This is a genomic window from Mesorhizobium sp. Arg314 (assembly GCF_053714275.1).
Genome location: NZ_JBSKBP010000019.1, coordinates 1 through 20,046, shown reverse-complemented (window position 1 = coordinate 20,046; position 20,046 = coordinate 1). Strand labels below are relative to the sequence as shown.

Sequence of the window (20,046 nt, the reverse complement as noted above, 5' to 3'; positions counted from 1 at the left end):
CTTTGCCGACCATTCCTGAGGCCAACTACACGAATTCGTGAACCGCCGCGATCTGAACCACCGTAACCTCCGCAGGCGCCGCCGCGAACCTTTGGGAGAACCTGCTGCTTCCAGCACCGCTGGGGGAGAAGGTTCGCCCAACAACGCCATGGAGGATAAGCATGTCAAACCGCCTGATTTCCGCTGTCGTCGCCAGTGCCTTTGCCGGAGCCATTGGCGCGGCCGCCATCGGCTCCGCATCCGCCGCGATGAGCGAGGGAGAGATGATGAAAATGCGCGAGATGACCAAGAAAGAGGTCGCTTCCGGCAAGATGGAGAAGTGTTTCGGCGTGGCGCTGAAGGGCCACAACGACTGCTACGCGGGCGCTGGTACCACCTGCGCGGGCACGTCCACCAAGGACTACCAGGGCAATGCCTTCAAGCTGGTGGCAAAAGGGACCTGCACCGCCATGAGCACCCCTAAAGGTCACGGTTCGTTGAAGCCGATCACATGATTTGTCGGGAACCTCGGCGGGTGGCTTTGCCATCCGCCATATCCACACCCTTCCGGGAGCCCGATCATGACTATCCCTCTACGCGCCGGTGTGGGACTTAAGCCGCAGCACTATCGCGAAATCCTGGAAACCGCGCCGGACATCGGATTTTTCGAGGTCCACGCCGAAAACTATATGGGGGCCGGCGGGCCGCCGCACCGCTATCTTGCTGCTATCCGCGCGCTCTATCCCCTATCGTTGCACGGCGTCGGCCTGTCGATCGGTGCGGCCAGGCCCCTTGACCAGGACCATTTGAGGCGCCTGAAGGAACTCATCGCCCGTTACCAACCGTGCCTTTTCTCAGAGCACCTCGCATGGTCGAGCCACGGCGATGCCTTTCTGAATGATCTGCTGCCGACGCCCTATACGACTGAAACGCTCCAGCGCATCGCTTCACACATCGATGAGGTGCAGGAAACACTCGGCCGCCAGATGCTGCTGGAAAATCCGTCCACCTACGTCGCCTTTGCCGAAAGCACCTATGCCGAGCCTGATTTCATCACCGAGGTGCAACGACGCACCGGCTGCGGACTGCTGCTGGACGTCAGCAACGTCCATGTCGCGTCGACCAATCAACAGTGGGATCCTTTCGCCTATATAGATGCTTACCCGCTCGGCGCCGTACAGGAAATACATCTAGCCGGCTTCACCCCCGAAACCGACGAGAAGCACCGGCCGCTGCTCATCGATACGCACGACCGGCCCGTCGACCCCCTGGTTTGGCAGCTCTACGCCTACGCGATCGACAAAATCGGTCCCATACCAACGCTGATCGAATGGGACGCTGATTTGCCAGCATGGAGCGAGCTGCACGCCGAGGCCATGCGGGCCGAAGCGTATATGACGTCTCACGCGCCTGGGCAGGAGATGCACCTTGCAAAGATTGGCTGAACGGCAACAGGATTTCGCGCTGGCCCTGCTTGATGCTACCCGCGCCATGCCGCGAGGCCTCTTGGGACCCGACGGCTTGCCAAGTCCGCGTCGGTTCGCGGTCTATCGCAACAATGTCGTGGCCGGCCTGATCGAGACACTTAAGGAAAATTATCCAGCGGTTCATCGCATCGTCGGGGAAGAATTCTTCCGTGCCATGGCGAGGCATTTTGTGATCGCCCATCCGCCGCATTCTCCCATCATGGCGAGCTACGGCGAAGGCTTCCCTGAATTCATCGACGGGTTCGAGCCGGCGACAGCGCTCCCCTACCTCGCCGACGTGGCGGGAATCGAGCGCGCCTGGAATGAGGCCTACCACGCGGCCGATGCGGAGCCGCTTACCGCCAACAACCTCCTCGCCATCGATCAGGACGACCTGGCCCTGGTCCGACTGGCGCTCCATCCTTCGCTCCGGGTGACGCAATCGCGGTTTCCCGCACTCACCATCTGGCACATGAACATTGCCGGCGGCGAGCTCGCAGCTGTCGATCTCGAAGCTGGCGGCGAAGATGCTCTCATCATCCGCCCGAGCGCAGAAGTCGTTGTGCATCAACTGTCCGCGGGAGCCGCGGCTTTCGTCAGGACTCTCGGCGCCGGAAAGCCAGCGGTGGCCGCGGCAATCGCCGCACTCGAAGCCACGCCGTATTTCGATCTCGGGACGATGCTGGCCTGGCTGATTGAAGCCGGCGCTTTCGTCGGTTGGAGCCTCGAACAGGATGCCGGAGGTGAGCCGTGACGATCTCAGCTCTGGAAGTCGCCCGTACACTGACAAGGTGGCTTTCCTCGGTTGCCATGGCTGTCGCGCCCCTATTTCTGCGGGCAGCGCTCGCGGTGCCGTTTTTCCGCTCTGGCCTTACCCGCTGGGACGGCTTCCTGCAGCTCTCCGACAGCACCGTCTATCTGTTCGAGGAGGAGTTCAAGTTGCACATCTTCGGCGCCGAGTATGGTTTGCCCATGCCGGATGCCGTAGCCTATCTGGTCGCGACCTCCGAACTCGTTTTGCCGGTGCTGCTGGTTCTGGGCCTCGCCGCCCGCTTTGCAGCGCTGGCTATGCTCGTAATGACCGGTGTCATCCAGCTTGTGGTGCCCGATGGCTGGGCTAACTTCCACCTGCCCTGGGCCGCCATGGCGATCTCCATCATCGCCCTGGGCGCGGGCCCCGTTTCCGTTGACCGGCTGATCGCGCGACGATTTGCGTCCGAGGCGTATCGGCAATGACTACCTCTCCCGTGCTGAAGATTGTGAGAGCAGGAGCCGCCCCTTCGCCACAGATACGGGAGCTGGATTGGTCGATCCTCATGGCCAGGGCTCAGGACGGCGACGCCGACGCCTACCGGCGGCTCCTGGAGAGCATCACTCCATATCTCCGCGCTCACGCGGCGCGCTGTCACCGCAGTCCCAGCGATGTCGAGGATGCAGTGCAAGACATACTGCTCAGTCTGCATGCCGTACGCCGGACCTATGATCCGGCGCGGCCGTTTGGTCCCTGGCTTACGGCAATCGCCCGGCGCAGGCTGATCGACCGCCTGCGCCGCCAGGGCCGCCGCCGGACCTTCGAAACGGAATGTGAACCTGTTCACGAAACCCTTGCCGATCCGCTCGCGAACCCTGAGGGCATGACAAACATCCATGAGATTGCGGCGGCGCTCGACCGCCTTCCTGCCGGACAGCGCGAAGCCGTCCGGCTTACCAAGATCGAAGGGCTGTCGCTGAAGGAAGCCTCGGCGCTGAGTGGTACGAGCGTGGCGGCGCTTAAAATCGCCACTCACCGCGCCATCCAGCGTCTGCGGCGATTCTTTCACGGCGGAAATGAAACATGATCCCGACGGATGATCTCATTTCTGCGCTTGCGGCCAATCTGAGACCGGTCAGGCGGCTTCGCCCGCCGCTGCTGCGCGCCACCGGTTTCCTGCTTCTGGCCGCGTTGATCCTGACCATGATCGCCGCTGCCCATGGCTGGCGGCCAGGTCTCCTTGTTCGCATGGCCGATATCCGCTTCGCCTTGAGCCTCACGGGGGCTGTCCTCACCGGCATCCTCGCCGCGGTCGCGGCATTCTTCATCAGCCTCCCCGGCCGTTCACGTCGGTGGCTGTGGCTGCCGCTTCCGCCGCTTGTCTTGTGGCTTTTCTCGATCGGCTATCAGTGCCTGCGCTTCTGGACCCCGATGGTTCCAGGCAGTGCAGATCCCGGTGAGACGGCTTCTTGCATCGCCACCTTGGTGCTGACCAGCCTGCCCTTGTCGCTCGCCCTGAGCCTCATGCTTCGCCACGCCGCCAGTTTCAATCCGGCGCCGGTGATCTTCGCTGCAAGTCTTTCCGTCGCTGGAATCACGGCAGCAGCGCTGACCCTGTTTCATCCAATCGACGCCAGCATCGAGATTCTGATGTTCAATCTTGGCACCGGATTGCTGATCATATTGTCGGGCGGCGCCATCAACCTGTTCGTTTCGAATCGCGTGGAGATGCCGGAATGATCGCACCATCGCCCGTCAACAATCCAACGACACCGCGGACTGCCCTGTCGCTCGCTCTTGGCGGGCTCTAGGCAGGTCTCCTGGCCTCTGCCTGCTGCATCCTTCCCCTTGCCTTCGCTGTCGCGGGGATCAGTGGCGCCTGGATCGCGCGTCTCACCGCGCTCGCCCCCTATCAGCCGTACTTCCTCACGCTCGCAGCCGTCTCCATCGCTCTCGGATACTGGCGCTACCGCCGCAGCGAAGCAGCCGCCTGTCTTCCAGGCTCCCTCTGCGCCTGCCGGTATTTCTACGAATGCGAAAGCTGCAGGACTCTCCTCAAGCCACTGCCGGGAGATTGTTGCGTATTCTGCTCTTACGGTGATCATTCCTGTCCGCCGAGACAGGAGAAGCTGCAGTCCGGTCCCACTGGCCGGCATTGCCGCTGCTGAGTTCTATGACGTCGCAGCCTGTTAGGCGGCTTCAGCCGCAGCCTTGCTGAGATCGACCGCCGCAAAGGCTGCCTTCAGCACCTCCGGCCCGGCGCCGGGTTTGTTCGCATCCGTGGAGAGGATCTGCCGGAAGCGGCGCGCGCCAGGCAAGCCGTGGAACAGTCCGACCATATGACGGGTAATGTGGCCGAGCCGCCCGCCCCGCTCGATATGGCGCGCGGCATAGCCAGCCATGGCGTCAATCAGCGCCGCGTAGTCGAAGGCGGCGTTTGCCTCGCCATAGAAGGCTGCATCGACGTCGGCGAGGATGCCGGGCGTATGATAGGCCGCGCGGCCGAGCATCGCGCCGTCGACGTGACCGAGATGCGCGGACGCCTCGCCGAGCGATTGAACGCCGCCGTTGATGCCGATGAATTCGCTCGGCTTTCTGGCCTTCAACCGGTAGACGCGCGCATAGTCGAGCGGCGGAATATCGCGGTTCTCCTTGGGGCTCAGCCCTTCCAGCCAGGCCTTGCGGGCATGCACCCAGAGCGCGTCGGCGCCCGCGGCGAACACGCTGTCGGCGAGGATGTCGAGAGCAGGCTCGGGGTCCTGATCGTCGACGCCGATGCGGCATTTGACCGTGACGGGGATTTTCACCGAAACCTTCATCGCCGCGACGCATTCCGCCACCAGAACCGGCGTCTTCATCAGGCAGGCGCCGAACGTTCCCGACTGGACGCGGTCGGACGGGCAGCCGACATTGAGGTTGATCTCGTCATAGCCGAAGGCCTCGCCGATCCGCGCTGCCTCGGCGAGCTTTGCCGGATCCGATCCGCCGAGCTGCAGCGCCACCGGGTGCTCGACATCGTCAAAACCGAGCAAACGTTCGCGCGCGCCATGGATGACCGCATCCGCCACCACCATCTCGGTGTATAGCAGCGCGCGGCGCGTCAGCCGGCGATGGAAGAACCGGCAATGCCTGTCCGTCCAGTCCATCATGGGCGCCACGGCCACTCTATGATCTTGATTTTTAAGCATTTTTCTTTGACATCAAATCGTTAGAACCTGCCGAATGCACACGAATTTACGCCAGGATACGACGCTTTTCGCCCCGTTTCGACTTCTCGGCGCACACGGGAGCGCACACGAAAAAATGGCCACCTGCACAAAACTCTCGTCCGGCTCCTGGCGTGTCCAAGTCCGTCGCAAAGGTCGCTACGTCAGCTGGACCTTCCTTCGCCGGGACGACGCACGGCGCTGGGCAACCGAAACCGAGCGCCAGGTCGATCGCGGTGAGACGCCGACCAAGTCCCGTATAGCGCGCCTGAAAACCTTCGGCGAACTTATCGACCTTCATATCGACGACATGTGCGGCGTAGGCAAGTCCATGCTTGGCGGCATTTGTCCTTCGGTCCTTTTTCCATGCGAACTGCGCTGCTTCTTTCCGCCGCACCGCGGGGAGCCAAAGGACGTAGCTAACATCCGGCAGCAGAAGGATGGCAACAGATACGCTTTCCGAAGGAACCTGATGCACGCGAGGCCCGGCGGTAAGCATTAAAGCTTAGCCAGGGCGGATGCCCGGAGACTTCGCCACCATGTAAACTCCATTCTCACTCGGACGGCTGTCTGGGCGTTAGGCGCGAAAAGATGCTTGCCAAAAGTCGCGAGGAACTGGCTGACGAGACCGGGCGCGTTGGTTTTGCAGGTGATCACAGGCTGCCAAGGTTGGCCCGTCTCTTCGCGCGCGGGCGCGGAGGCCAGTGCTGATAGGCAACGACGGCGATATGCTCGCCGTTCCAACGCAGAAGGAGAAACGGTATGGCTAGGCAAATTATGCGTGGGACGTTGGGGGCCAAGGAGGTCCGGCAACTCAAAGAAGTTTACGACCGCGCCCGGGCCGTCCGAGCCAGGTACGCGGAATCCCACCTTGCAGGCAGGGCAGCAAAAACCCTGATCGATGCCTTCGAAGCCCCTATTCATCCCGGCGATACTGCTCTCGATCCTCAATGGCTGAGCAAGGCCGCCCCTTTGGGAAACGCCTGAAGACCGAAATGTTATATGCATTCGACGACAACGGCTGCGGTGGCCCAAAGCGAGTCGCGCTGAAAGGGACTTAGGGCACGCGCTTTAGGCCTTTGTTTTGATGCATGTCGTTGTCCCAGAACCACTGCAAACTCTGGGCGACATCCATTAGTAGCCGACCCGCCGACCATTTTCGACGCCAGGCGTGCAAATTCCCAATTGCAACTTTCCGCAACCGGCCAAATCGAGTTTGGACGCGAAATGCGCCAGCTAGGTGGTTGTAAATGCCGCCTCGCCTGAAGGCCGCACTATCCCCCGGCAAAGACATCGGCCCTCGATTTCTCCACCTGTAGGAGACTGATACGGAACTTCGAAGTCGTTGCGGCGTTGCAGACGTCGGAGAAGTGTTCTTTTCCATAGGGCATTGCAACCACGGCCTGCTCATTGTGAAGCCGCTCACATCTGGCGTTCAAGAATTAACTATTGTAGGTTGTGGTAGGGTTGGGGAAACTGCTGATCTCGATGCAGACATTGTCGCAATTCATAGGCCCACGTCCGGTTGGGGGGACGTGGTCGAAGGCTGAGTGGGTCAACAACCATTTTCTCGGTGTTACCCCAAGAGCCTACAAACCCGATTCGATTATATGTCGCCAGGATGACGACAACGATACGATATTCATCGTAAAGTCAGGCTGGACCCTGCTCTACCGCGGGCTGCCGGACGGAGAACGGCAGATCGTTGACACTCCCCTTTCGGGAGACATTGTCGGCTTCCGCTCCGTAGACGGACCACGGTTCGCTTCGCTAGCCTCCATAACCGATGCGACTGTTTACCCGATACCAAGGAAGGCCTTGGTCGAGGGAATCTTGTCCGAAGCTACTTTCGGCAGCAAGATTGCCCACTCCCTGGCACGGATGAATGCCATTCTAGCCGAGCACCTGGTGAATGTCGGGCGGCGCAACGCAATGAGCCGGACCGCCCATTTCCTGCTCGAATTGGAGGAAAGGCTCTCCAACGTTGGCCTGTCCGCTCACGGGAAGTATGACTGCCCTCTCACTCAGAATGAACTGGCGGACATCCTCGGAATGACCCCCGTTCACGTGAACCGGACATTGAGGGAACTCCGCAGTGCCGGTCTTGTCTCGTTCAAGGCTGGCCATGTCGAGATTCTCAACCGCAAGAACCTCGTAAAATCGGCCGGGTTTGAGAAAGAGTACCTCAGCTAGATTTTTCCTGGCGAATCCAGCATGCTCCCGTGATCAGTTTTCAAGCAGCAGGCATAGCGGCGTGCCTGGGAACCTGTGGCGCGGCGTCTTCAAGGCCTGGTCGGCACCGCTTATTCGCAAATTTACCAAAAATTAACCTAGGTTAGCGACCGCTAATAATACCACCCTAGAGTACGTTAGCCGTTCTTCGCTGGGGTAGGCGGGAACAGCTTTGTGGTCAGGATGAAGCGATCCAGCCTTAAAACTGGACGGGCAGGATCATTTTTCCAAATTCTGGAACAAGGGATGGTCGGCCGCCGGAGGCGGCTCATGGGCAATAGGGTGGGTAATATGAGTTCCTCAGCTGGACTGGTTAATTACACCTCTTTGAATCAGCCAAGGGTTTCGAGTAACGGAACCGAAAATGCTCGTCATGAGCAATGCCTTCTCATACTGGATGGAAGGGCCTTGGACCGAGAATGTCTTGCATCGGCCCTCGTAGACCACGAACTTGGCATGGCGGTCGCAGCCATGGGTTCGATCGAAGAATGGCGCATGAAGAAGGGCTCAGCCCCTCCCCTGGTCGCCATACTCTTCAACCTTGGCGGTCGGAAGGTCACCGATCATGTCACGGCAGACGAGATCAGGCGCATATCGTCTGAGTTCAAATTGATCCCTGTAGTTGTCCTGGCGGACAATGAGGACCTTGCACAGATATTGGCAGCAATCGAATGTGGCGCACGAGGCTACATTCCGACCTCAGTCGGTATCGATGTGTGTGTCGAAGCAATCAACCTTGCTGCAGCCGGAGGTATCTTTGTTCCGGCAAGCAGCGTTCTCTCCATGCGGCATCTGATCGAGTCAGAAAGCCGCGACACGCAGCCTTTGTCGAGAATGTTCACTCTGAGGCAAGCCGAGGTCGCCCAAGCGCTCCGCCGCGGGAAAGCCAACAAGGTCATCGCCTACGAGCTGAACCTGCGTGAAAGCACCGTGAAGGTGCATATCCGAAACATCATGAAGAAACTGAAGGCGACCAACCGCACGGAAGTCGCCTACAAGGTCAACGATCTCTTCGCGGAAGGAACTCTGCGAAAGTGACGATCCCAGGTCGAGGATCCTCATTGCAGTGATTAGAGCGGAATGAAATTAGTTCAACCCGGTCGTGATGTTGGACCTACCGCGCCCGCCGGCGCGGCGCGGCCACACGATCCTGCTCAGTTCTGGTCAGCGCCTTTTTTGTGGGCGTGTACGAATTCGCAGACCGAGCGCGCGACCTTCAGGCCGCGCTCGCTAAATTCGGTCACAAACCCGCGCAAGGTGGCGTCTTTCTTCGGGAGCGCCCGACCAGCCGGTCACGCCAAGCTCCCGATATAATCTTCGGCTGGTAGCCGCTGGCCTGGCGCAGCGCCGCCCCCGGTCTCGTCCATCCGCTTCAACCGCTCAGTCGCTGAACTAGAGAAGGTATGTCTGCCCACCCAGCTCAGGGCTTCCTCGATCGTATCGAAATTCTTGTGCTGCCCGCTTAGCAAACCGAAGCCTGTCTCGAGGAACCATTTGCCCTTTGTCGAGTAGGCCTCCTCGTCGATGCGAGTAAGGACTGCAACCAGTTGATCGAACTTCCAGACCAGGAGCCCCGACTCTCCGCCCACGACCGTTCCAATTCGGGCTTCGTTGAGCGAAAATCCAGGAGCCATTTGTGCGTTGCCCACCTTGATGCATCCTCTCGACTTCAAAAAAAGGATGTTGAAAATCTGTTAGCTTTGAATGGGCTGCTTCCCCTCGCCCGACGATACAGACAAATTTTTGTTAGCACACCGTTGGGCGAGTTCAAGCCTTTTCACCGATGATCCACCGCTAGTTTTTCGCGAGGTGTAACTGCCAAAGAATTTGGCCTGCCTGAGCTGAAAGCCGTGGCGAAACAGTCGACTCCGCGCAACCCGGCGAGCCCAGCGAATGTCTCGCGGTCGAACCAGTCCTTCGAGCGTTGAGTTAGCTGCAGGCACATGTGATTTCGCATGAAGCTCGGCCTGCTCCACGAGCAGCCCGGCGGTACTATATCTCAAGAAGAGGCGGCGGTCACACCGGATGAATGCTTGAGGAAGTGGTATCCCTTTTGTGCTCCGATCCGCTCTTGCTGATCGTGGGAGGGCTGGATGGCAATCTTTTCGTTCCCCGACAGGCCATTGCCGGACGAGGGAGTGAGCACACCGTGATTCATCGCCCAAACTGCAGCCTGAGTACGGTTGCGGACCCGAATTTTTCGAAGGATTGCCTTGACGTGTACCTTCACCGTAGCTTCGGCGATGTCAATTTTGCGCGCGATAGTTTTGTTAGACTCTCCTTCGATCAAGCAACGAAGAATACATTTTTCTCGATTCGACAAAGCTGACAGCTCTCTCTCCTCACCGTACTGGATTTCAACAGCAGCGCTTGCCAAATCACGCACCGCATCATACTTCATAACAGGCCAAATATCTTGAATAAAAGTCGATGTCTCTGCAGGTAACACGGTCTGGCCAAGCATAACCAATTCGATGGCTTTGATGAAGGTTTCGCGAGCAGCGGTTTTGGTCAAATACGCGTCAGCCCCCGCGCGAAAGGCCGAAACTATATCGTTCGATCGACACTGATCGGCTAGCGCCACGACATGGCTGGTCGGATACATTGCTTTAAAGTCTGCAATTTGTCCAAATCCGGCATCCCCCCCAGTGCCGTCGACATCCACAATGAGCAGGATGGATCGGTGCTGGGGTAGCGATTTTTGCAGAAGATCGTGAACACAAGCCGCAGAGGAGAGAATACGAAATTTTTCTGCATCCAGGATTCGAATAAGACCCTCTCGAAGGAATTCGTTCGCCCCGGCAAGCACTGTTACAAACGATTGCCTTGTCATCACAACTACCCCTGATCTGTGGCGCTCGACGTCCCTAAGACCCGGTGTACGTGCCCGGCACGCAACGCGCCAACCGCCCTAATTTCCTTAGCCTAAATTACCTTACGCCACGAAATCCCATGCCAAGATACCCTCTTTAGGCGCCAAAATACCCTCTTTAGGCGTAGGGCAGCATCGTCGAGGACTATCCGGATTCTCAAACCCGAGGCCTCGATCGGGTTTGCGTAGATGGTGATCCCCTCGTTCTCCAAAGCTTGGACGATGAAATTGGGAGATGCCCCAGCCGTCCTGCGGATCCATGTTGGGTCGCGGGCGGTTCGAGACGCTCCGTCGGCCGAGCAATCCCGGCTGTTCGCCGCGTTCGATCGCCTTGTCTCGTTTGCCGTCAAAGAGGTTCTTCTGCGGCGCAGTAATTGCTCATTGAACGAGTCCGCGCAGGCGGTGTTTATCCAGAAGGAGTGCCCACAAAGGATAGTTGTGCCGTCGGGGGTGAAGGGTCACGATAGAGCGGAGCCTTGCTCGGCTCGACCAGTTCGAGACGGGATGGTCACCACTGAAAAAGCGAAGGTCACGCGCCATGGCAATAGAGACAAAATACAATTCCGAACACGTCTCCGAACCCGTCGCTTCCTCGTCACATTCGGCCCGGAGCGGCATGAAGGGCGTCCTGCTTGTCATGGGGCTCTCTAGCGTCGCCGCCCTGGGAGCGGGCGCGATCAGAAACTGGGAGGCCATCGAGGATGCCTCCGGACCCGCGATGCAGAAGGTCGAGGACGTCTCCGGAGCCCTGGCGCAGAGGGTCGAGGAGGTTTCCGGAACCCTGACGCAGAGGGTCCAGGAGGTTTCCGGAACCCTGGCGCAGCGGGTCGAGGACGTCTCCGGAGCCCTGGCGCAGAAGGTCTCTGCTGCTATCGACAGCTGGCAAGATCAACCGGCTCAAACCATGGCCGAACCGTCCCGCGCGGTCGTGCCTGGACGGGATGCGTTGGCCGCCGCTCTCACCGAACCGAGTGCCGCGCCTACCATCCTTAGTGCTGAGGGCTCCAAAACTCTCAGAACGGGACCGGATTCGTCTCCTGCGACGTCGAGCGAAAGGAACACCGCCCCTGCCGTCGCCACCAATTCCGAGCGCTCCAGAATGCGCGGCATTGCGCCAGACGTGCCAACCGGTAGCCAGTTCGGCGTCGGCGACCGCCTAAAGCTCGCGTTCTACGAGCGAGTCGACGTCGAGGAAAACAAGTGGGGTGGCACGTCCTCGGCCTCGGCCCTGGGCGGCATTCTGCAGCGTCCGGAACTGAGCGGCGAATATACTGTCCAGGAGGACGGCACGATTTCCGTGCCCTTGCTTGGCTCCATTCCGGTCGCCAACCGGTCGGCGCAGCAAGTACAGGACGACCTCGTGGAAACATTCAAAGAACTGCTGGGCCGCAAGGGGCTGGTCAACATCCTGTCGCTGGAGCGCTCGCCTATTTACGTACTGGGGCCGGTCAAGAATCCAGGCTCGTTCAAGTACGCGCCCGGCATGACGATCCTACACGCCATCGCGCTGGCCGGCGGACTGAACGAGGGCCAGAGCGAGCCGTGGCAGAAGATCGAAGCCGTGCGTGAAACCCAGAAGCGGAGCGGGGCGATCGATGCCATGGTGAAACTGCTCGCGCGCGCAGCCGTCCTGGAGGCCGAACGCGACGGGACGGCGCCCAAGATCCCGTCCCAGTTGCTGGAATTGGCCGGCGCGACCGAAGCCGCCAATCTCGTCAATGAGCAGAGCGACCGCCGTAGTGCCCTCACCATGGCCCGCAAGTATCGCGAACGCGCGACCTTGACGGCGCTGGAGGCAGCCAAGCAGGACGTCGTCGCGTATGGACACACGGAATCGCTAGACGAACTCGTCAAGCTGCGCCAGGAGCGCGTCAACAATATGCAAACGCTCGTGAACCGCAAAGTTCTCAACGTGACGATGATGGACCAGGCCCAGGCCGAGCTGTCTGACGCGGAACAGCGTCGGCGGGACGCCCTCAACCAGTACTCGAGCGCCAAGCAGCGCGTCGCTTCGCTGGAGGCTGAGGTGTTACAAACCCGCGCCGACCACAGGAACGATCTTGAGGTCGAGCTTGAGACGACGGAGGGCCAGATCGCGACCAATGTGCGCGACTTGAACGCCAGCGAAGGCGTCCTGTACACGTTGCCGGTGACCCGCGCCCAGTTTGCGGCCCAGTTCACGGCGGACGCGAACAGGGTAACCTATCAAATCGTGCGGCAATCGCCAACCGGGCCGGTCAGCATCGAGTCCGACGGGATGACCCTGTTGCGGCCAGGCGACCTGGTCAACATAAGCGCGGGCGAAAGCCAGCCAAGAGAGCCAGCCGGCTCGCCGGTCCCAACCTCGTTGCCGACCGGCGACAACTTGCCGGCCGCGAGCACTCTCAACGAAGTAGGGCCTGGGCGCGTGCTAGCTGATCAGATGATTAGTCCGAATTGACGCCTGGCAAAAAGGTTTTGCCCTGGGCATGGCGGGCCAGCCGGCGTCCGCTGAAATCGTAGCGTAGTGTTGGCAAATTACTTAGCTGACGGCATGGTGTTCGAAGACCGAAGCTGCCTCTTTTAGAGGGGACTCATTTGCTTGTTCTTTGGCCTTGCTTCAACGTAATAGCATGGTGGAAAACTATTCCACCGGAAAGTATTCGAAAGAGGGGGGAGTATGTCAGGATCTCGCTACATCTCTCAGTTATCAATCGCTACATCTCAGATTTCAATGCGAAGCACTATCGTGCGGCTTCAGACGAGCATGCCATGCCTCAGGATACGGTGATCGACGTTAATGTGGAGACCTTGCAGAACATTGCGAAACTTGAGACCGATTGGAAGGAGCTCGAAGCGCGAGCCACTCACTCATTCTATCTGTCCTGGCTGTGGATCGGAACGTGGCTACGGCATCTCCCGGCGGGTGCGCAACCACACGTTTTAGTCGCTCGGACGTCAAGTAAGATCGTTGGCTTGGCGATTATTTGCCGGCGGAGGGCGTGGAGTTTCGGGCCGCATGCGCGGGCGCGTTGGCTTCTCAATGAAACCGGAGACGTTCGTTTCGATCGATTGTTCATCGAGTACAACAATATTCTTGCGGAGCGATCCCTGGCCGATGCCACTAGGGTGGCATGCCTCGAGGCCTTGGCACATCACTTGCGCTGCTCCGACCAGCTGGTGCTCTCCGGAATTGATCAGGACTTTGAGCTAGCCGCTTGTCGCACCGCGGGGCGGGCTGGGTTCCTTACCGAGGTCAAATCGGTAGATACGGCACGATGGATTGATTTCACCAAAGTCCGTCAGAAAGGCGGAAATTACCGCGCCACATTGGGCCGCAATACTCGCCAAGCGGTAAGCCGTGCCATGCGGTTGTATGCGGAACGCGGCCCGATTGAGTTCCGGACGCTGGAAGCGACGGCTGAGGCGCTCGTCGCGTTTGATTTGCTCGCCGAGCTTCATCAGGCGCGGTGGAGACACAAGGGATCCTTTGCCAATCCGAGCTTCCGTCGGTTTCACGAGGACCTCATTGCCCGCGGAGTTCCCACGGGGACCGTCCGCATCTCACGGACGTTGGTTGGGGACCAGACAATTGGAATCTTGTACAACTTCGTCCATGACGGGCGTGTTCTCAACTATCAAAGCGGCTTTCTGTTTGAGCGCGACGGCCGGCTCAAACCCGGGCTTATCAGCCATGTGCTGGCTATTGAGGACAGCATCGGACGCGGGGAGTGCGGCTACGATTTTCTAGCGGGCCCCGCCGGGCACAAGTCACACCTGGCCAATGCGGAGCACCCTTTGCGATGGATCGCAATAGGCAGAGACAGTCCAGAGCGCCGCATCGAGGCAAAACTGCGCGGCGCCAAGGGGGTGCTAGGGACCATTGCTACTCATGTGAGACAGGCCGCGGCTTGAGGTGTCGACCAAAAAAGGGAGCTGCCACTCTGATCAAGTCTTTGAGGCAGGCTCTTAGACCTTGAAGCGGCGGGTCGGCTCTTCGGCTAGGGAGGACCAAGGAGAGGTTGGATTTGTCTAATCTATGTTTCAGCGTGGCGGAATTGGTAGACGCACCGCACTGTTGATGCGACGCCGCGAGGCTTGTAGGTTCGACTCCTACCGCTGGAGCCATAGATTCTAAGTCGCAACGTAGCCGCCATAGCCGATCGATTAGTCAGAAGAGGTAATCCGAATTGGATCTTAACTGACGGTGGCATCGCAAGCGACGCGTGGAGACTGCCTTGATCTGACGCGATTCCGCATCCAAGTAACTTTGGTCAGCAGCCTACTCGTCAGAACAGCGAGATCACTGTGCGCGAGTTCATTGCCAAGATTGGTGTCAAGATCAATTTGGCCGTTTCGCCTCCGGGAGCCCCTCGCAGCAGCAGCATTTCTAGGGGCTTTATAGCCCCATCCATACATCAAAATATCTACCTGCCGCTCCTTGCTTTCGCCCTTACGTGATTGTTTCATCGGGAATTGGCATAAACGGCGCTGCCGTTCTTATGCGCATGAGCGTTCCCAGCGATCGGGAGCCACGTATGACTTCTGACTGCCCCGTGCTCGAGTTCATCCAATTTTCTGGCGCTCCTGTGGAGCCGGAGCCGCCCCCTTCATACTCTTTGGATAAAGTCGGGCTGAGACCCGGGATCATAATGCCGGTGCTCGAGAAAGATGGTTTGGAGGTCCTGGCATTCATGCTCGACGCGGAGCAGAACGTCATCCGCGAGATAGGCGTTTGCCTCAACGAAGAGGAACGTCGGCGCGCCGATGGGTTGAGACTGGAGCGGGATCGCCGCCGCTTTGAAGCTACCCGTGGGCTGCTGCGCCGGGTCCTCGCTTCCAAACTGGGAATCTCGCCGTCCGACCTCGAACTAGAATATGGAAGCCTAGGCAAACCCTACCTCTCGCGACGCATGCCTGCTCGCGATTTGCGCTTCAGCGTCTCACGATCCGGAGATGTCGCGGTCGTCGCCCTCTCGACCAGGGAGGAGGTCGGGGTGGACATCGAGGCCGTTCTCCCTGTGCCCGAAGCTGACGAGATTGCAGCGCGCTGCTTTTCCACCTCCGAGTACCGGTCTTACACCGCCCTTGGCCCGCAAGACCGGCCGGAAGGCTTCCTCCGGCGCTGGACCCGGCTGGAGGCTGTCTCAAAGGCCCTTGGGTGCGGTTTAGGACAGCCCCTTTCTTGGGAGGAAGGGGATTGGGCTGTCCTTAGCTTCGTACCAAAACCCGGGTACATCGGGACCGTGGCAGTCCGGAATTGAGTGGTAGTCCGGAATTGAAATGTCGGCGATGCCATCATTCACTTACGATGCACTGCAGCTAGACGAGGAGTTGGACAGACGAGGAGCCCTATGGCGGCGGACAGGATGCAGTTCCCGGAGCTTCTCGCGGACCTCGCGGTCAAGGACATCAAGGTCTGGGTAGAGGGCGACCGGCTGCGGTGCAACGCCCCAGTTGGCGCATTGACGGCGGAGTTCCGTGACCAGTTGCGGGACCGGAAGGGCGAGATCATCGCGTTTCTGAACATGGCCAAGGCGGCGGCCCGGCAACAGCCTGCAATCATTCCGCTCCAGTCTCACGGAACACGCACGCCCATTTACGCGGTACCCGGGCATATCGGGGCGCCCTTCTCATTCTCGGACCTGTCGAAGCACCTAGGCGGCGATCAACCGTTTTACGCACTTCAACCGTCAGGTTTCGATGGGCAGAGCGAGCCAATGGACCGCGTGGAGGATATCGCCGAGTACTTCGCCCGCCAGATTGTCGAATATCAGCCCACCGGTCCCTACATCATCGCCGGTTACTGCTCCGGCGCTGCAACCGCTTTCGAACTGGCGAAAATCCTGGGTCAACGCGGAGCGGAGGTCCCATGCATAGCGCTCTTCGGCCCTCTTCATCCCGCCACCTATCAGAAGCTGCCGCGTCTGCTGTATTTCTTTACCAAGCGTAGGGTCGATTCGTTCCTGCGAGAGATGGCCAAGCTGCCGACATTCGGCGCCCGTCTCAGATATTTCGGCAGTCGCCTCCGGAATCTCGTCGAGCCCCTCCACGCCGCCCTCGTGTCCCTCGTCCGCGAAAGCAAAGAGCCTGTTGCGACGGATCCGGTGCTGGCGAGCAGAGCTCGACTCAAATCCACCGCGATCACGGCTTTGCGGCGCTACATTCCCACTCCGTATTCGGGTCGAGTATGCATATTCCTTCCGAACAAGGCCTGGCTGCGTTCGGGTGCAGCACCGCACAGATGGCTTCGAGCGGTGCCCCATGCCGAATTTTATTTCGGGCCCGAGGACTGCAATGAGGCGCTTATGCTGGAGGAACCGGACGCACCTGCCATTGCAGAACTTTATCGCCAGGCAAGCCAAAAAGCAGAACGATTGACGTGATTTGATGTTTTTGATTTCCGCGATGGGGAGCGTATCTCATGAATGAAGTCCTACCTATCGTGGCGAAGGGCGTAGCGCTTCCCCTGCCGAAAGATGCCGATCGTGAGGCGCTGGTGGTCAAGTACAACGCCACGGCAGCGCCCTATCCGTCGGACAGGACGATCATCGATCTCTTCCGCGACCAGGCGACGCGTAGTCCTAACGCCGAAGCGATCCGCTTCGGCGACGCAACGCTCACGTACCAGCAGCTCGACGAACGCTCCAACCAGATGGCCACGCATCTGAGTTCGACCGGCGTTGGGCCGGGTCGGGTTGTCGTTGTGTTCATGGAGCACTCCATTGAGGTCGTCGTCGCGATCTTGGGCATCCTGAGATCCGGCGCGGCCTATGTGCCGGTGGATGCGGAAACGCCGAAGGGGCGTCTCGCAACAATCCTGAAAGACATTGCCGACGGGACGGACGGGCGGGCGCCGGTGGCGATCACTCAGGCGCGCCTTCAATCCGTTATTTCCCCGAGCCTTGCCGACATTTTCGTGCTCGACGCCGATTTCGGGTCGATATTGAATCAGCCCGACTCAACCCGACCGTCCGCTGCCACTCCAGACAGCGCCGCCTATATCATCTACACCTCCGGCTCGACCGGCACGCCCAAGGGCGTCGTGATTGAGCATCGGAACTTGGTGAACTACATCTGGTGGGCCGCTCGGGTGTACGGTTCCAGCGAAGGTGTCGCCTGGCCCCTTTTCTCATCCCTCGCCTTCGACCTGACCGTTACGACGCTCTTTACGCCACTCATCACCGGCGGCCGCATCGTGGTCTATCTTGGAGATCCTGGAGTCCAGAGCATGGTCGTGCTCAAGGTCATCGACGACAATGCCGTCGATATCATGAAGCTGACGCCGGCGCATCTCGCGATGATTCGCGAGCGCAATCTTGAGACCACAAGGCTGCGCAAGTTCATCGTGGGTGGCGAGGACTTCAAAACCGAGTTGGCTCGCGATATCACGAAAGCCATTCCCCATCCAATCGAAGTCTACAACGAGTACGGACCAACAGAAGCCACCGTGGGCTGCATGATTCACCGTTTCGACATCGACCGGGATAAATCCGCATCGGTGCCAATCGGCGTTCCGGCTGCCAATGCGGGCATCTACGTCCTCGACAAGGCATATCAGCCCACCGTGCCCGGCATCATCGGTGAGATATTTATTGCCGGTGACGGTCTCGCGAGAGGCTATTTCAATCGCCCTGACCTGACCGACGAGCGTTTCCTCACGGTCACCGATCCTCGAGATGGGTTTTCGAAGCTGCGGCTGTACAAGACGGGCGATGTCGCCCGCTGGAACTCGGGAGGGCGCCTGGACTTTCTCGGCCGCGCCGATCATCAGGTGAAGGTTGGTGGCGCGCGTGTCGAACTGGGCGAGGTCGAAGCGCGGCTTCTGGGGCACCCGCACGTTCAGCAATGCGCTGTCGCTGCTATCGCCACATCGAGGACGAAACCAGCGACACAAATGCGTTATTGCGAACGGTGCGGTGTTGAGTCCGGCCTGCCCGGCACAACGTTCGATGAGGCAGGCATCTGCAATCTATGCCGGGCCTTCGACACCTATGTCGACAAGGCGCAGACCTATTTCAAGACCTCGGATGACCTCCAGATTCTCATCGCGGAGATGCACACTAACCGGAAGGGACCTTACGACTGCATCGTGCTGTTGAGCGGCGGCAAAGACAGCAGTTTTATGCTGTGCAAGCTGGTCGCCATGGGGGTGAAGCCGCTTGCCTTCACCCTCGACAACGGTTTCCTTTCGGAAGGAGCCAAGGCCAATATCAGGCGGCTCGTGAACTCCCTCGGCGTGGACCACCATTGGGGGGGCACGCCGCATATGAACGAGATCTTCGTCGACAGCCTGAAACGGTTCGCGAACGTCTGCAACGGCTGCTTCAAGACGATCTACACCCTGGCCACGAACGTCGCCCGCGAACGAGGGATCGGGTACATCGTGACGGGGTTGTCCCGCGGCCAGTTCTTTGAGACGCGCCTGACCGAGGAGGTCTTCAAGCGGGACGACTACGATCCGGCCCGTCTGGACGCGCTCATCGCCGAGGCGCGCAAGGAGTATCACCGCCGCGAGGACGCTGTGTCGCACTACCTCGACGTGGATGCCTTCCGGAACGACTCAATATTCGAGGAAGTGAAGTTCATCGACTTCTACCGCTACTGGAGCGTCTCTCTGGAGGACATGCTCGACTTCCTGAAGACGCAGGCGGGATGGAATCGGCCTGCGGATACAGGACGCTCCACCAACTGCCTCATCAACGATGTCGGGATCTACGTTCACAAGAAGCAACGGGGACATCACAACTACGCCCTCCCCTATAGCTGGGATGTGCGCCTCGGCCAGAAGACGCGCGATGAAGCGATTAACGAACTCAACGATGAGTTGGATGTAGCCCGCATCAAGGAGATTATGGCCCAAATCGGCTATGTCGAACCGCCAGCGGCCGAAGATGGCATCGCACGACTTGTGGCCTACTACGTCTCGTCGAAACCCCTGACCGTGGCGGACCTGCGCGCCCACCTCGCCGAAGAACTCTTGGAGCCCATGATTCCGACACACTATGTCCGCCTCGAACGGATGCCACTTACGTCCAACGGCAAGATCGACCGCTCCGCGCTTCCCGAGCCGACGGCGGAAAACATTCAGCCTGCGCAAGACTTCGCCGCCCCCTCGACGGAGACCGAGAAGGCGTTGGCCGCGCTGTGGTGCGATCTCCTGAAGGTCGAGGCGATCGGCCGTGACGACAACTTCTTCGGACTGGGCGGGGAGTCGCTCCTGGTGATGCGGGCTGTGTCGCGCATGCGGCAGACCTTTGGCGTCGACGTGCAGCTTCGCAACCTCTTCGAGCGCCCGACAGTGGCCGGACTGGCGGAAGTGATCGACGGAATGCTCTGGGTCGCCGATTCCAGAGCCTCTTCAGTCTCGGAAGGACCGAGAGAGGAAATCGAACTCTAGCTTGCGGGAAGGCCCGCGAATGGCCTTTGGGCACCAATCCGGACGGAAGCTTTTGCGTTGGACTGCATAGCAGAGCGGATGAAGATGATGGACAAAGCTTGGGTTTCGCCGAAAGGACCGGGGCTGCCTTGGCTGGCGGGCGAATATGAGGCGTTGCGCGA

Annotated in this window: 17 protein-coding genes, 1 tRNA gene and 2 pseudogenes; 16 read left to right on the top strand and 4 right to left on the bottom strand. The window is 59.6% G+C overall.

The window, feature by feature from the left end:
• Nucleotides 1–161 precede the first annotated feature (161 nt).
• The 8 genes and pseudogenes from ACWGS9_RS20430 to ACWGS9_RS20395 all read left to right on the top strand — a co-directional run.
• Nucleotides 162–494: a BufA1 family periplasmic bufferin-type metallophore gene (locus tag ACWGS9_RS20430; protein WP_454506933.1), complete on the top strand. Its 333-nt coding sequence runs from the start codon at nucleotides 162–164 to the stop codon at nucleotides 492–494.
• Nucleotides 495–560: 66 nt separating this feature from the next.
• Nucleotides 561–1,424: an MNIO family bufferin maturase gene (bufB, locus tag ACWGS9_RS20425; protein WP_454506932.1), complete on the top strand. Its 864-nt coding sequence runs from the start codon at nucleotides 561–563 to the stop codon at nucleotides 1,422–1,424.
• On the top strand, nucleotides 1,408–2,199 hold the full coding sequence (locus tag ACWGS9_RS20420; RefSeq protein WP_454506931.1) for an HvfC/BufC N-terminal domain-containing protein: 792 nt from the start codon (nucleotides 1,408–1,410) through the stop codon (nucleotides 2,197–2,199). The genes bufB and ACWGS9_RS20420 overlap by 17 nt, the downstream gene beginning before the upstream one ends.
• 56 nt (nucleotides 2,200–2,255) lie before the next feature.
• A complete protein-coding gene (locus ACWGS9_RS20415; protein ID WP_454506997.1) occupies nucleotides 2,256–2,681 on the top strand; it encodes a DoxX family protein in 426 nt (141 codons plus the stop codon).
• An 80-nt stretch (nucleotides 2,682–2,761) separates the two neighbouring features.
• Nucleotides 2,762–3,283 carry a sigma-70 family RNA polymerase sigma factor gene (locus tag ACWGS9_RS20410; RefSeq protein ID WP_454506930.1) on the top strand — a complete coding sequence of 174 codons (522 nt, stop codon included), beginning with the start codon at nucleotides 2,762–2,764 and terminating at the stop codon, nucleotides 3,281–3,283.
• Entirely contained in the window at nucleotides 3,280–3,936 is a 657-nt protein-coding gene (locus ACWGS9_RS20405) for an NrsF family protein (protein ID WP_454506929.1), read from the top strand. The genes ACWGS9_RS20410 and ACWGS9_RS20405 overlap by 4 nt, the downstream gene beginning before the upstream one ends.
• A gap of 80 nt (nucleotides 3,937–4,016) precedes the next feature.
• Nucleotides 4,017–4,202 (top strand): annotated as a pseudogene (locus ACWGS9_RS20400) (mercuric transporter MerT family protein); the annotation flags it as partial.
• 18 nt (nucleotides 4,203–4,220) lie between these two features.
• A pseudogene (locus ACWGS9_RS20395) lies at nucleotides 4,221–4,364 on the top strand (GDCCVxC domain-containing (seleno)protein); the annotation flags it as partial.
• Nucleotides 4,365–4,385: 21 nt separating this feature from the next.
• Here ACWGS9_RS20395 and dusA read toward each other — a convergent pair.
• Complete coding sequence (dusA, locus tag ACWGS9_RS20390) at nucleotides 4,386–5,384, bottom strand: tRNA dihydrouridine(20/20a) synthase DusA (RefSeq protein WP_454506928.1); 999 nt, start codon at nucleotides 5,382–5,384, stop codon at nucleotides 4,386–4,388.
• A gap of 46 nt (nucleotides 5,385–5,430) precedes the next feature.
• Entirely contained in the window at nucleotides 5,431–5,901 is a 471-nt protein-coding gene (locus tag ACWGS9_RS20385; protein WP_454506927.1) for a hypothetical protein, read from the bottom strand.
• Nucleotides 5,902–6,869: 968 nt separating this feature from the next.
• On the opposite strand from ACWGS9_RS20385, the gene ACWGS9_RS20380 reads away from it, so the two are divergent.
• Nucleotides 6,870–7,595 carry a Crp/Fnr family transcriptional regulator gene (locus ACWGS9_RS20380; protein WP_454506926.1) on the top strand — a complete coding sequence of 242 codons (726 nt, stop codon included), beginning with the start codon at nucleotides 6,870–6,872 and terminating at the stop codon, nucleotides 7,593–7,595.
• A gap of 330 nt (nucleotides 7,596–7,925) precedes the next feature.
• Nucleotides 7,926–8,672, top strand: coding sequence for a LuxR C-terminal-related transcriptional regulator (locus tag ACWGS9_RS20375; RefSeq protein WP_454506996.1), 747 nt, complete (start codon nucleotides 7,926–7,928; stop codon nucleotides 8,670–8,672).
• Between the two features lie 254 nt (nucleotides 8,673–8,926).
• Here the strand turns inward: ACWGS9_RS20375 and ACWGS9_RS20370 are convergent, their stop codons facing one another.
• Both ACWGS9_RS20370 and ACWGS9_RS20365 read right to left on the bottom strand, forming a co-directional pair.
• Nucleotides 8,927–9,283 carry a hypothetical protein gene (locus tag ACWGS9_RS20370; RefSeq protein WP_454506925.1) on the bottom strand — a complete coding sequence of 119 codons (357 nt, stop codon included), beginning with the start codon at nucleotides 9,281–9,283 and terminating at the stop codon, nucleotides 8,927–8,929.
• Nucleotides 9,284–9,633: 350 nt separating this feature from the next.
• Nucleotides 9,634–10,467, bottom strand: a complete 834-nt coding sequence (locus ACWGS9_RS20365; protein WP_454506924.1) for a LuxR C-terminal-related transcriptional regulator — start codon at nucleotides 10,465–10,467, stop codon at nucleotides 9,634–9,636.
• 655 nt (nucleotides 10,468–11,122) lie between these two features.
• Between ACWGS9_RS20365 and ACWGS9_RS20360 the strand changes: the two genes are divergently transcribed.
• The 6 genes from ACWGS9_RS20360 to ACWGS9_RS20335 all read left to right on the top strand — a co-directional run bounded on the left by ACWGS9_RS20360 (nucleotide 11,123) and on the right by ACWGS9_RS20335 (nucleotide 19,885).
• Nucleotides 11,123–12,946: a polysaccharide biosynthesis/export family protein gene (locus ACWGS9_RS20360; protein ID WP_454506923.1), complete on the top strand. Its 1,824-nt coding sequence runs from the start codon at nucleotides 11,123–11,125 to the stop codon at nucleotides 12,944–12,946.
• 311 nt (nucleotides 12,947–13,257) lie between these two features.
• Nucleotides 13,258–14,400 carry a GNAT family N-acetyltransferase gene (locus ACWGS9_RS20355; RefSeq protein ID WP_454506922.1) on the top strand — a complete coding sequence of 381 codons (1,143 nt, stop codon included), beginning with the start codon at nucleotides 13,258–13,260 and terminating at the stop codon, nucleotides 14,398–14,400.
• 128 nt (nucleotides 14,401–14,528) lie between these two features.
• A tRNA-Asn gene (locus ACWGS9_RS20350) sits at nucleotides 14,529–14,613 on the top strand.
• 524 nt (nucleotides 14,614–15,137) lie between these two features.
• Nucleotides 15,138–15,749: a 4'-phosphopantetheinyl transferase family protein gene (locus ACWGS9_RS20345; RefSeq protein WP_454506921.1), complete on the top strand. Its 612-nt coding sequence runs from the start codon at nucleotides 15,138–15,140 to the stop codon at nucleotides 15,747–15,749.
• A gap of 90 nt (nucleotides 15,750–15,839) precedes the next feature.
• Nucleotides 15,840–16,871 carry a TubC N-terminal docking domain-related protein gene (locus ACWGS9_RS20340; RefSeq protein WP_454506920.1) on the top strand — a complete coding sequence of 344 codons (1,032 nt, stop codon included), beginning with the start codon at nucleotides 15,840–15,842 and terminating at the stop codon, nucleotides 16,869–16,871.
• Nucleotides 16,872–16,909: 38 nt separating this feature from the next.
• Nucleotides 16,910–19,885 (top strand): amino acid adenylation domain-containing protein, encoded by a 2,976-nt coding sequence (locus ACWGS9_RS20335; RefSeq protein WP_454506919.1) that lies wholly within the window; start codon nucleotides 16,910–16,912, stop codon nucleotides 19,883–19,885.
• Nucleotides 19,886–20,046 lie beyond the last annotated feature (161 nt).